The 12689-nt window shown below is 67.2% G+C and carries 11 protein-coding genes; 6 read left to right on the forward strand and 5 right to left on the reverse strand.

Annotated elements, in window-relative coordinates:
- Nucleotides 1-26: 26 nt before the first annotated feature.
- From GKE62_RS08905 to GKE62_RS08920, 4 genes are all read left to right on the forward strand, one after another.
- Nucleotides 27-1505 carry an ABC transporter substrate-binding protein gene (locus GKE62_RS08905; RefSeq protein WP_154691936.1) on the forward strand — a complete coding sequence of 493 codons (1479 nt, stop codon included), beginning with the start codon at nucleotides 27-29 and terminating at the stop codon, nucleotides 1503-1505.
- Between the two features lie 58 nt (nucleotides 1506-1563).
- Nucleotides 1564-1956, forward strand: coding sequence for a DUF4112 domain-containing protein (locus GKE62_RS08910; protein ID WP_230207032.1), 393 nt, complete (start codon nucleotides 1564-1566; stop codon nucleotides 1954-1956).
- A gap of 101 nt (nucleotides 1957-2057) precedes the next feature.
- A complete protein-coding gene (locus GKE62_RS08915) occupies nucleotides 2058-4001 on the forward strand; it encodes a potassium transporter Kup (protein WP_154691938.1) in 1944 nt (647 codons plus the stop codon).
- A 72-nt stretch (nucleotides 4002-4073) separates the two neighbouring features.
- The gene (locus tag GKE62_RS08920; RefSeq protein ID WP_154691939.1) at nucleotides 4074-4847 is read left to right on the forward strand and encodes a class I SAM-dependent methyltransferase; all 774 of its coding nucleotides are present in this window, start codon (nucleotides 4074-4076) and stop codon (nucleotides 4845-4847) included.
- Here GKE62_RS08920 and GKE62_RS08925 read toward each other — a convergent pair.
- Genes GKE62_RS08925 through GKE62_RS19410 form a run of 4 tightly spaced genes read right to left on the reverse strand, consistent with a single transcriptional unit; the run spans nucleotide 4831 to nucleotide 7982 of the window.
- Nucleotides 4831-5328, reverse strand: a complete 498-nt coding sequence (locus GKE62_RS08925) for a GNAT family N-acetyltransferase (RefSeq protein ID WP_154691940.1) — start codon at nucleotides 5326-5328, stop codon at nucleotides 4831-4833. The two genes, GKE62_RS08920 and GKE62_RS08925, sit on opposite strands and share 17 nt — an antisense overlap.
- Nucleotides 5325-6617, reverse strand: a complete 1293-nt coding sequence (locus tag GKE62_RS08930; RefSeq protein ID WP_154691941.1) for an acyl-CoA dehydrogenase family protein — start codon at nucleotides 6615-6617, stop codon at nucleotides 5325-5327. Before GKE62_RS08930 ends, GKE62_RS08925 begins: the two co-directional genes overlap by 4 nt.
- A 31-nt stretch (nucleotides 6618-6648) precedes the next feature.
- Nucleotides 6649-7527, reverse strand: a complete 879-nt coding sequence (locus GKE62_RS08935; protein WP_255453595.1) for a phosphotransferase — start codon at nucleotides 7525-7527, stop codon at nucleotides 6649-6651.
- A complete protein-coding gene (locus GKE62_RS19410) occupies nucleotides 7473-7982 on the reverse strand; it encodes a phosphotransferase (RefSeq protein WP_255453596.1) in 510 nt (169 codons plus the stop codon). Before GKE62_RS19410 ends, GKE62_RS08935 begins: the two co-directional genes overlap by 55 nt.
- Before the next feature lie 155 nt (nucleotides 7983-8137).
- On the opposite strand from GKE62_RS19410, the gene bla reads away from it, so the two are divergent.
- Entirely contained in the window at nucleotides 8138-9115 is a 978-nt protein-coding gene (gene bla / locus GKE62_RS08940) for a class A beta-lactamase (RefSeq protein WP_154691942.1), read from the forward strand.
- Nucleotides 9116-9238: 123 nt separating this feature from the next.
- On the opposite strand, the gene GKE62_RS08945 is transcribed toward bla, so the two are convergent.
- Nucleotides 9239-9514: an entericidin EcnAB gene (locus GKE62_RS08945; protein ID WP_195908682.1), complete on the reverse strand. Its 276-nt coding sequence runs from the start codon at nucleotides 9512-9514 to the stop codon at nucleotides 9239-9241.
- 303 nt (nucleotides 9515-9817) lie between these two features.
- Here GKE62_RS08945 and polA point away from each other — a divergent pair, with 303 nt between their 5' ends.
- Nucleotides 9818-12658: a DNA polymerase I gene (gene polA / locus GKE62_RS08950; protein ID WP_154691943.1), complete on the forward strand. Its 2841-nt coding sequence runs from the start codon at nucleotides 9818-9820 to the stop codon at nucleotides 12656-12658.
- Nucleotides 12659-12689 lie beyond the last annotated feature (31 nt).

Raw genomic sequence — 12689 nt, forward strand, 5'->3', positions numbered from 1 at the left:
CCGCAACCCTGCTACACCACCGGTCGATGCGGCGTGCGCCTGCCCTTTTCTGCCTGATCATGCTGCTGGCGGGCGGCTGCGGCCGCCGCGACGACGGGCCGGTCAAAGTCTCGGTGATCGGCGGCACCGACGCCTTCGCGCAGATGAGAGGCGTGCGCCTGACCCCCGCCGCTCAGCTTCTGCGCGCCGCCACCACCGAGGGTCTCGTCGGGTTCGATGCCGAAGGCCGCGTTGTCCCCGCGTTGGCCGATCGCTGGATCGTAACGGAGGACGGGCAAAGCTATATCTTCCGTGTGCGCAACGGCCAGTGGCCCGATGGCAGCGCGATCACCGGCGAGAACGCCGCCGCCGCGCTGCGACGCACGATCGCCGGGCTGCGCGGCACCCCGCTGGCGCGCGATCTCGCCGCGGTCGGCGAAATCCGGGCGATGGCCGGGCGGGTGGTCGAGGTCCGTCTCTCGACCGCGGTGCCCGACCTGCTCGATCTGCTCGCCCAGCCCGAATTGGGACTCGCATGGAAGAACCGCGGCGCCGGGCCGATGACCCTGGTGCGGACAGGCGACGTAGCCGAACTCGCGCCGATTCCACCCGAATCGCTGGGGCTTCCCGCTGAAGAGGGCTGGAAGGAACGCGTCCGTCCGCTGCGCGTCCGGCCCGAACCCGCGGCCGCGGCGGTGAAGCGGTTCGACGAGGGCTATGCCGATATTGTATTGGGCGGGACGGTCGACACCCTGCCGCTGGTCAAGGTCTCGGGGCTGTCGCGCGGCAACTTGCGGCTCGATCCGGTGATCGGCCTGTTCGGGCTGGCGGTGGTCACCCGCAATGGGCTGTTCGCCACGCCCGAGAATCGCGAGGCGATCGCGATGGCGATCGACCGGGACGCGCTGCTGGCCGAATTCAACGTGGCGCGCTGGGCACCGACCACACGGATCGTCTCGCCAGACGCCGCCGACGACGACGCGGGCAAGAGTGGCGCGGTCGGCGAGCGCTGGACCGGGCTCGACCTCGCCGCCCGCCAGCGCGTGGCCGCTCAACGGATCGCGCGGTGGACCGCGGCGGGCAACACCGCCCGCCCCGTCCGGATCGCGCTGCCCGCCACCCCCGGGGGCGCGATTATCTTCGCCCGCTTGCGCAGCGATCTCGCCGCAATCGGGCTTAAGGCGACGCGGGTCAAGGAAACCGAGGGCGCGGACTTGCGCTTGTTCGACGCGGTCGCGCGCTATGGCCGGGTCGCCTGGTTCCTCAACCAGCTTGGCTGCACCGCGGGCCGCGCGGTGTGCAGCCCGCAAGGCGACGCCCTGATCGCCAGCGCGCTGACCGCGCCCGACGCGGCCACGCGCACCACGCTGCTGGCGCAGGCCGAGACCGAGATCACCGCCGCCAACGGCTTCATCCCTTTCGCCCGGCCGCTGCGCTGGTCCCTTGTGCGCGGCGACATCACCGGGTTCGCGAACAACCCGTGGGGCCTGCATCCCTTGTTGCCGCTGGCGCTCGCCCCCAGATAGGCGAGGCAACAACGATAAGGCCGCAAGCATGGACACTGAGCGGGTTAGGCCACAACGGATGGGCTTCGAACTTCCCTCGCTCGGCAGCGACGCCGCCGCGGTTCGCCAGCGGATCGAGGCGATGGAGAAGCTGCTCGAACGCAGCTTGACGATTCCCGGCACGAAGATCCCAATCGGGCTCGATGCGCTGGCCGGGCTGATTCCGGTGGCGGGCGACCTCATCACCGCCGCAATGGGCGCATGGATCGTGTGGGAGGGAAAGAACCTGGGCCTGCCTAAATGGCAGCTGTGGCGGATGGCGGCCAATGTCGGGTTCGATGCCGCCATCGGTGCGGTCCCACTGGTCGGCGATGTGTTCGACTTCGCGTTCCGCTCCAACAGCAAGAACCTGCGGATAATCAAGCGCCACCTCGATCGGCATCATCCCGCGACGCAAGTAATCGAAGGCTGATTACGGCCGGAGAGAGCCCTGCCAAATCCCCTTGCATTGCCATAGCGGAAGAGTAGGGCGCGCAGCCCGTGCCGCGTGCAGGGATTTCCGTGGGGTAAACGATGGCATCCGCCGCAACCGTTTCGTCCGAATCCGTCGATCTGAACCACCATAACCCGACCGGCCAAGGCCTTGTCCCGCTGACCATCGGCGCGATCGGAGTCGTGTTCGGTGATATCGGGACCAGTCCACTCTACGCGTTTCGCGAGGCGCTCAATCAGGCGGGCTCCGACGGCCTCGTCCGCGAGGAAATCATCGGGGTGATGAGCCTGATGCTGTGGGCCTTGTTCCTGATCGTGACGGTCAAATACGTCATCGTACTAATGCGCGCCGACAACCGCGGCGAAGGCGGGGTGCTGGCGCTGCTGGCGCTGGCGCGTGGATCGGTGCGACGCGGATCGGGCGTGGTCCTGGCGCTGGGCGCGCTGGGCGCGGCGCTGTTCTATGGCGACGCGGTGATCACCCCGGCCTTGTCGGTGCTTTCGGCAGTCGAAGGCCTCAAGACGCTGCCCGGCATGGCCGAAGCGATCCCCCAGACGCGCGTGATCTGGATCACCCTCGTGCTGCTGGTCGCGCTGTTCGCGATCCAGCCACGCGGAACCGCTGTCGTCTCGCGTCTGTTCGGCCCGGTGTGCATCGTTTGGTTCCTGGCGATCGGCGCCCTGGGCGCGCTGCACATCGCCGACGGACCCGGCATCCTCGCCGCCTTCCTGCCGTGGCACGCGGTGAGGTTCGTCGCCAGCCACGGTGTGCTGGGGCTGTTCGTGCTGGGCGCGGTGTTTCTGACCGTGACCGGGGCCGAAGCCCTGACCGCGGACATGGGCCATTTCGGCAAGCGGCCGATCCGGATGGGCTGGCTGCTGCTGGTGTTTCCCGCGCTGGCGCTCAACTACTTCGGCCAGGGCGCGTTCGCGATCGCCACGCTCGACGCCGATCTTGCGCGCGGCGCGGCTTTCACCAACCGCGACTGGTTCTTCCAGATGGTCCCCGAAGCGATCCGCCTGCCGATGATCCTGCTCGCCTGCCTGGCCACGATCATCGCCAGCCAGGCGGTGATCACCGGCGCGTTCAGCCTGACCCAGCAGGCGATCCAGCTTGGCCTTCTCCCGCGGTTGCGGATCAAGCAGACGTCGGCGGGACATTCTGGCCAGATCTACGTCGGCTTCGTCAACTGGGCGGTGCTGTTCGGGGTGATCGCGCTGGTCCTGGGGTTCAAGAGCTCGTCGGCAATGGCCGCGGCCTACGGCATCGCCGTAACGGGCACGATGGTGGTGACTTGCTGCCTGGCGTTCGTGGTGGTCCGACGCCGCTGGCAGTGGAGCCTGGCCGCGTCGGTGGCGCTGATCGCGCCGTTTCTCGCACTCGACATGCTGTTCTTCGGCGCGAACATCCTGCGCGTGGTCGAAGGCGGATGGGTGCCGCTGACGATCGCCGCCTGCCTGCTGGTGGTGATCTGGACCTGGGTACGTGGCCGCCGCTTCGTCGCCACTCTTGAGGACGACGGCGCACTGCCGCTGGCCGAGATGGCCGCCGCGCTGGCCAAGCGCCCGCCGCCGCAGGTCGATGGCACCGCGGTATTCCTGACCGCGCGCAGCGAGCTCACCCCGCACGCGCTGCTTCACAACCTCAAGCACAACCGGGTGCTCCACAAACACAACTACGTGACCACAGTCCGCACGATGGCGGTGCCGCATGTGTCGCCCGAGGATCGGATCACGGTCGAGCGGATCGACGATCGTTTCAGCACGATCGAGCTGCGCTATGGCTTCATGGACACGCCCGCGGTCCGCGACGACCTGGTCGCGGCGGGCGGCGCGGTGGCCGACGCGGCGCAAGCCAGTTTCTTCATCGGGCGCAACAATTATGCGTTCTCGTCCGACGTGGGCATGCCGGTGTGGCAGGACGTGCTGTTCATCATCCTCCACCGCAACGCCGCCGATCCTACCGACTATTTCGGCATCCCCCACAACCGGGTGATCGAGCTGGGCGCGCAGTATGCGATTTGACCACACGCGATTTGAGGGTGTCGCCGCGCCCGCGCGACGATATGGTCGCGGCAACCGATGGGAGAACCTGCAATGAAGTTTCGATATGCCGCCTTATGCGTTGCCCTGCTCGCGACTTGCGCCACTCCGGTAACCGCCAAGCCCGCCGCCAAGGCCAACCATTCCGCCTCCGCGCTCTATGCCGCTGCGCTCGCCGACCCGGCGCGCCCCGCCGCCGACCGCGAGCGCGACGTTGCGCGTCTGCCGGCGCAGCTGCTCGCTTTCGCGCAGGTCAAGAAAGGCCAGCGGGTCGGCGATTTCGTCACCGGCGGCGGCTATGTCACCCGTGTGCTGGCCCCTGCGGTCGGGCCGACCGGGCATGTCTACGCCTTCCAGCCGGCCGAGTTCATGAAGTTCAAGGCGAGCTACGCCGACGATCTCAAGGCGCTCGACGCCGCCTACGCCAATGTCGACGCGGTGCCCGGACCGTTCGCCGCCCCCGCGTTTCCGGCGGGTCTCGATACGATCATTACCGTACAGAACTTCCACGACCTCTATCTCAAGCCCTTTGCCGTCGATACCGGCGCGAAAGCCAGCGCGGCGCTGTTCGCGGCGTTGAAACCGGGCGGCACGCTGGTCGTGGTCGATCACAGCGCCAAGGCGGGGACCGGCACGACGCTGTCGGATTCGCTCCATCGCATCGACAAGGCGGCGGTGATCGCGGCGCTGACCAAGGCCGGGTTCAAGCTCGAGGCCGAGAGCGCGCTTTACGCCCACGCCGCCGACCCGCGCACCGCCAACGTTTTCGACCCAAGCATCCGCGGCAAGACCGACCAGTTCGCGCTGCGTTTCAGGAAGCCGCGGTAGCGCCCTCACCGATATAGCGCATTGCCACGTCGCAACGGCTGTACTCCCCGCCACAGCGGGCGAGGACTTCGGCATCGTGGACGAAGCCGTTGCGTTCGTAGAGGCGGATCGCCGCCTGGCTCTTGCTGTTGGTCAGCAGGAACAGACGCGTCGCGCTCAGCGCGAAGGCGCGGGCAATCGCGGCGCGCAGCAGCGCCTCACCCGCGCCGCGCGCCCGCGCCTGGGGGAGAACCGCCATCTTGATCAACTCGAATTCCCCCTCGCTGGTCTTGAGCAGTCCGCAGGTACCGACGATCCCCAGCGCCTCGTCCTCGGCAAACAGGACCGCGCCCCCTGGGGCAACGATCTGTCCGTGAGGATCGGCAAGCTGCGCCTCGTCGACCGGCTCGAGCGCGTACATTTCCTCGATCCACTGACGGTTGATCCGGGCGAAATCTCCGGCCAGCGATGCATCATAGTCGCGGATGCGCAATCCGCTCATAGGGCCGCGAACTCCGCCTTCCGCGGCCCGAGATAGCCGAACAGATACGCCGCGACCTTGCGCATCTGAATCTCCTCGGCGCCTTCGGTGATGCGATAGCGGCGGTGGTGGCGATAGATGTGCTCGAACGGCTTGTGCCGCGAATAGCCGATCCCGCCGTGGACCTGCATCGCCCGGTCCGCCGCCTCGCACACCAGCCGGTTGGCGTAGTAGTTGCACATGCTGATCTTGTCGGAGAGGCGGTGCTCGATCTCCTTGTGGGGCATCTGGTCCATCTCCCACGCGGTCTTGTAGATCAGCATCCGCAGCATCTCGCATTGGGTCGCCAGCTCAACCAGCGGGAACTGGATGCCCTGGTTGCGCGCCAGTTCCTCGCCGAATGGCTTGCGCATCCGGGCGTAGCGGACGCTTTCCTCGACGCAGAAGGTGGCGGCACCGAGCGACGAGGCCGCCTGGCGGATGCGGTTCTGGTGGACGAAGCTCTGCGCCAGGCTGAGACCCCGTCCCTCCTCGCCCAGGATCGCCTCGTGCGGCACCCAGACATTGGTCAGGCTCAGCCGCGGGTGGTCGGTGGGCATGTTGAAGGTCCACATCCACTCCTCGATCTTGAGGCCCTCGGTCGGATTGGGGACGAGGAAGCAGGTGATGCCGCGAGCCTCGCCGGGGCTGCCCCGGGTGCGCGCAAATAGCGCGCAGTGACTGGCCACGTGCATTCCGGTGATCCACATCTTGGCCCCGTCGATCCGCCACCCGGCGACCCCGTCGCGGGTTTCCGCCACCGCGCGGGTCTCCATCCAGGTCGCGTCGGAGCCGTGGTCGGGCTCGGTCAGCCCGAACGCGACCCTGCGCTTGCCTTCGAACCCGCCGAGGATGAATTCCTGCTTCTGCGCCTCGGTTCCGAACTCCTCGAACATCGCCACGAAAGGGAAGTTGCCGACGATCGAGTGCTCGTTCTGGAGATCGTTGTGGAGCCCCAGGCCCTTCTGCGCGAAGCGATCGCGGATGACCGCCATCCACAGGTTGGCGCCGTCCTGGCCGCCGTACTTCTTGGGCGCGGAGAACCGCCAGTGTCCCGCCTGGTCCGCGATTTTGCGCGATTGGCGGAGCAGGTCTTCCCACTCATGCCGGGGCAGTCCCCCGTTCTCGAAGTCGGTGCGCGCGTACTCGCGGCGGTGATCGAAAAAGCGAATGTTGTCGTCGGCCTGTTCCAGCGGTCTGATCTCGGCGTCGATGAACGCGTCGAGTTCGGCGAGATAGGCGACGAGGTCGGCGGGCAGGGCGAAATCCATTGTTCTCTCCCGAATCGGTTTAACCGTTCGATTAAGAGACCTGCCATTTCCCGCGGGCCAAGGCGAGCGAAGGATATTTCGGCTGGTCCGCCGCCAGCTTGGTCAGCGCCGAACGCCGCAGGCGCGCGAGCAGGCCCTGCGTCGCCAGCGTCGCGCGCCCGGCCAGAATATCGTCCGCCAGCACACGGTCCTCGGCCGGGGACCGCGTCGCCAGTTCGCGCGCCACGATGCCCAAGGCGTTGCGCGCGACGGCGTGCTCGAAGCGTTCGCGCCCCACGAAACGTTCCTTGACCAACCCCAGCCATTCGCCAACCGCGGTGAGGATTTCATCGGCGGATGGCTCGCCCGCCTCGCGCGGCGCGGCGGTTGGAGCCGACGGTACCGCCCGCGCCCGCTCAGCCTCGGGCGCTTCGTCCTCGACAAGCAGCAGCAGGTCGAGTTCCTGCTCGGCGGCGCGTCTTCCGACGACCACGCGTTCGAGGCTGCGGTCGGCGCCGCTGCGCCAGGTCTGGCCCATCCCCAAACACCCCAGGGCCCACCATACCGTGCGATAGACCTGCCAGAACCGGAACCGCGCCGGGTCCACTTTCGCCCCACCATTGGCCTCATAGGCGTCGAACAGCTCGTCGAGCGACCCCAGGCCGAACCCAGGCAGCGGGCTGCCGAAGCGCCAGACTGCCATGCATCCGAATGCCAGATCCTCGTGGAAATCGCCAAGGTGCGCCAGTTCCCAGTCGAGCACCCCGGTCAGCCGACCATTCTCGGTCATCAGGTTGCCGATGCGGAAATCGCCATGAAGCAGCCGTGGCGCTATAGGATCCGGCAAGTTCGCGCGCAGCCACGCGAGGCCAAGGGCTATGATCGGGCGGTCGCCGCCGTGCTGGGCAAACTGCTCGGCAAGCCCCTCCACGCCGGCGGGGGATCGAGGCGGGGCGCCACCGTCATCGACGCCGGATCGATACGGTGGACCGCTGCAAGCGACGCGCCGAGATCGCCGAGCAGCTGCGCTCCTCCGCCCAGCGCCACCTCTGGCGCGGCGGTACCGGGCAGGCGACGCATGACGAAGCCACTGCCGAGGTCGTCGCCGGGCTCGAGTTCCGCAACCACCTCAGGTGCCAAGACTCCGGCGGCGTGCGCGGCGCGGATTATCGAGGCCTCGCCCGCGTGATCGAGAGGACGGCCCGCCATGACCTCTGCGGAGGGCGCACGGCGCAGGACATAGGCATTGCCAGCGCTGAAAAAGGCCCAGCTCTCCATGTTGGCGCCGCCCGAGAGGCGCTCCAGATCGGCTACCGCGCCGCGCCCCCCGGCCCGTTTCATAACCTCGCCTAGCCTGGCAGCCAGGTTCTGATTCGTTTCGCCCATTCACACTTCGTTAGCCAAACCTTGGGCAATATCCAGCCCAGCGGAGGCGCGCAGACGCCAACCCGTTGGAACCAGGGCTTGCGAAGCTTGCCTAAAATGCGTTTAATCATCTGGGGTTGGGTCGTATATTGAACTTCGGGACTGGGGTTACACGGATGAGTAAACGGGGTCGCGCCGCTTCCATTGGCTTTGCGATTTTGGCGCTGGTCGCCACGCCGGTTCCGGCTCAGTCGGTCAAGGCACAGGCGCTCGCGCCGCAGCGCGATTTCGCCTCCGCGGCGCTTGATCGCGCGCTCGAAACGCAACTGCGCGCGATCGTCGCCAATTCGGGCGGACGGATCGGCATCTACGCCGCCGACGTGGATGGCCCGCGCGCGGTTACGATCAACGCCAACCAGGCGTTTCCGATGGCCAGCACGGTCAAGGTTGCGATCGCCGCGGCCTATCTCCAGGGCGTCGACGATGGCCGTTTGCGGCTCGACACGGCCTATCCGCTGCGCATCGGCACGGGCCAGACCGGGGCGGATGGCCGGGTCATCACGCGCGAGGGAATGAGCCTGTCCGCGCAGAGCCTGATCGAATTGATGATCACCAAGAGCGACAACCAGGCGACCGACGCAATCCTGTCGGCGGTCGGGGGACCGGCGGAGGTCAACCGCTGGCTGCTGGGCGCGGGTATTTCCGGCCTGCGCGTCGATCGCGACATCGCCACGCTGCTGCGCGACGATCAGCGAAAGAACGATCCGGTGCTCGGACTGGACAAGCGGGATACGGTGACCCCTGCCGCGATGGTCCGCTTGCTCGGCGCGCTGCATCGCGGCGAAGTGCTGAGCCCGCAGAGCCGCGCGGTGCTGCTCGGAGCGATGAGCCGGTGCAAGACCGGCAAGACCCGGATTCCGGCGCTGCTTCCCGAAGGCACGCTGATCGCGCACAAGACCGGCACGCTATGGGCCCAGACCAGCGACGTCGGGATCATCCGCCTGCCCGATGGCCGCAACGTGGCGCTGGCGGTCTATGTCACAGGGCAGAGCAGCCACGCCGCCCAGGCCCAGACGATCGCCCAGGTCGCCCGGACGGTCTACGACAGCTTCACCACCAGTTCCTACCAGCCGAGCTATTCGGCGCGGCGTTAGGATTTCGGACAAGTAGTCGTCGCCCCCGAATGGGGCGATGATAGCGGGGCGCTCACCTCTCAGCCCAAACAAAAAGGGCGCGACCTTGCGGTCGCGCCCTTCATGTATTCGCAAACGCGAAGATTACATCTTCTTGTCGGCTTCGGCCTTCTCGACGCCTTCCTTGGCACCTTCGGCGGCGCCGCTGGCGGCGGCATCGGCGGTCGTCGCGGCATCGGCAGCGGCTGCCGAAGCGTCGCCCATCGCGTCAGTCGCGCCGGTCGCCATCGCGTCAACGTTCGCGGCGGCATCCGAAGCAGCGGCGTCGGCAGTGGTGGCGGCGGCGTCCTCGGTCTTTTCCGAGCAGCCGGCGAGAGCGAAGGCAGTGCCGACAACCGCGGCGAGGATCAGTTTGCGCATTCGAGAGTTCCCTTAAGGACACAAAAAACGGGTGGAGCGCGCGACGGCCCCATGTCCAAAAGCGCCGCGCAAAGTCTACTGATTAGGAAGACTTCGGGGCGTCAAATAATCGTTTGCGCGCGTCTGTGCAAGCGCGGAGCGCGCGGCCGGTCGCATTCGTCCCCAAAATGCTTGATAGCCGCCAATTGTGTCGTCGATATGACGGGCTCGCGATAGCCTCGGAGGAACGGGGCCTGCCGGGTTTCGCGCCGCGATTCGCCGACCCGGCGTGACGCCCGCGCACCGCGCTGCTAGGCGATTCTCATGTCGAACCGCCAGCATCTCTACCTCGTCGATGGCTCCGCCTATATCTTCCGCGCCTATCATCGCCTGCCGCCGCTGACCAACCCGCGCGGGGTGCCGGTGGGCGCGGTCTATGGCTATACCACGATGCTGTGGCGCCTGGCCGAAGACCTCAACAAGGCCGACGGACCGACGCATCTGGCGGTGATCCTCGACAAGGGCGCGACCAGCTTCCGCAACAGGCTCTACGATCAGTACAAGGCGCACCGCCCGCCCCCGCCCGAAGACCTCGTCCCACAGTTCCCGCTGATCCGCGACGCCACGCGCGCGTTCAGCCTGGCTTGTATCGAGGAGGACGATCTCGAGGCCGATGACCTCATCGCCAGCTATGCCCGCGCGGCCACGCTGAGGGGCTGGGACGTGACCATCGTCAGCTCTGACAAGGACCTGATGCAGCTCGTGGGCAAGTGCGCCGAAGGCGGCGGCTGCATCGACATGCTCGATACGATGAAGAACCAGCGGATCGACATTCCCGAAGTGATCGAGAAGTTCGGCGTTCCACCCGAGAAGGTCGGCGACGTGCTCGCGCTGATGGGCGACGCGGTCGACAATGTGCCGGGCATCCGCGGAATCGGGCCGAAAACCGCGACCAAGCTGATCCAGGATTACGGCGATCTTGAATCGGCGCTCGCCGCCGCGCCGACGATGAAGCCGTCCAAGATGCAGCAGAGCCTGATCGACCAGGCCGAGATGGCGCGGCTCAGCCGGGTGCTGGTCCAGCTCAAGGAAGACTGCGAGCTGCCGATACCGATCGAGGATTTCGCGCTGGCCGCGATTCCACCCGATCCGCTCGCCTCGTTCCTGACCGAGCACGGCTTCACCAGCCTGCTCAAGCGATTGGGAGCGGGCGGCAGCGCGCCGGGTCCGGCGACTCAACTGAATCCCGCCAAGCCCGTCACCCCCGGCGCGGCAGCCGCTCCGCAGGGGAGCCGCCAGACGCTGCCTGAATTTCCGCCGGTCGATCTCGACGCCTACGAATGCGTTCAGACGATCGAGGCGCTCGACCGCTGGATTGCGCGCGCCTTTGCCGCAAGAGCCGTGGCGTTCGATACCGAGACCAGCTCGCTCGACGCGATGCGCGCCGAGCTGGCCGGGGTCAGCCTCGCGCTCGGCCCGAACGATGCCTGCTACATCCCGCTCGGCCATGGCGGGTCGGACATGTTCGCCGAACGGCCGCTCCAGATCGACAAGGCCACGGCGCTCGCCCGGCTCAAGCCGCTGCTGGAAAGCGACGCGGTGCTCAAGATCGGGCAGAACGCCAAGTACGACATCAACATTTTTGCGCGGGCCGGAATCCAGGTCGCCCCGATCGACGATACGATGGTGATCAGCTTCGATCTCGACGCCGGGCGCGGCGAAGAGGGGATCGGCGGGGGCCACGGGATGGACGAGCTCGCCACCCGCCATCTCGACCACACCACGCTGACCTTCAAGGACATCTGCGGCAGCGGCAAGAAGGCGATCCCGTTCGGCGAAGTCCCGCTCGACCGCGCCACGCGTTATGCCGCCGAGGACGCCGACGTCACCTGGCGGCTGTGGACCCTGCTCAGGCCGCGGCTCGCCGAGGAAGGCGGGACGCGAGTCTACCAGACCGTCGACCGCCCGACGATCGCGGCGATCGCGGCGATGGAGCGGCATGGGATCAAGGTCGACCGCGAACGGCTCGCGGGCCTGTCGACCGAGTTCACCCACGCCATCGCCGGGCTGGAGACCGAGATCCACGGCCTCGCCGGCCAACCTTTCACCATCGGCAGCCCCAAGCAGCTCGGCGACATCCTGTTCGACAAGCTGGGCTACAAAGGCGGGCGCAAGGGTAAGAGCGGGCAGTATTCGACCGACGTCGGCATTCTCGAAGGGCTGGCCGCCCAAGGCGCGGAGATGCCCGGCAAAGTGCTCGAATGGCGCCAGCTATCGAAGCTGAAATCGACCTATACCGAGGCGTTGCAGGCCGCGATCAACCCCGCGACCGGGCGCGTCCATACCAGCTACAGCCTGGTCGGCGCGCAAACCGGGCGATTGAGTTCGAACGACCCCAACCTGCAGAACATCCCGATCCGCACCGCACTGGGCCGCCAGATCCGCGACGCCTTCGTCGCCGAACCCGGAAACGTGCTGCTCTCGGCCGATTACAGCCAGATCGAGCTGCGCCTCGCCGCGCACATGGCCGACGTCCCACCTTTGAAGGAGGCATTTGCGGCGGGCGAGGACATTCACTCGCGAACCGCGATGGAAATGTTCGGGACGGTCGACCGCGACACCCGCGGGCGGGCGAAAACGATCAACTTCGCGATCCTCTATGGCATCAGCCGCTGGGGCCTCGCGGGTCGCCTCGGAGTCACGCCCGAGGAGGCGCAGGGAATGATCGACCGCTATTTCCAACGGTTCCCCGGCATCCAGCGTTACATCGTCGCCACGCTGGAGAGCGTGCGCGAGCGCGGCTATTCCGAGACGCTGTTCGGGCGCAAGACATGGTTCCCGCGGATTTCCTCGCGCAACCCCAACGAACGCTCAGGGTCGGAGCGCGCGGCGATCAACGCGCCGATCCAGGGTACGAGCGCCGACATCATCAAGCGCGCGATGGCGCGGATGCTGCCCGCTCTGGCGGATGCCGGGCTGGAGCATGTGCGGATGCTGCTTCAGGTCCACGACGAGCTGGTGTTCGAACTGCCCGAAGCGGACGTCGCGGCCGCAAGTCCGGTGATCGAGCGGGTGATGGCCGATGCCGCTCTACCGGCGGTCGTGCTCGACGTACCGCTGGGGATCGAGATCGGCACCGGCCTGAGTTGGGGGGCAGCACACTGACTGCCGTCCGCCTTGTGACGGACGCGGCGCT

The sequence above is a fragment of the Novosphingobium sp. Gsoil 351 genome (assembly GCF_009707465.1).
In the GTDB taxonomy this organism is placed as follows: Bacteria; Pseudomonadota; Alphaproteobacteria; order Sphingomonadales; family Sphingomonadaceae; genus Novosphingobium.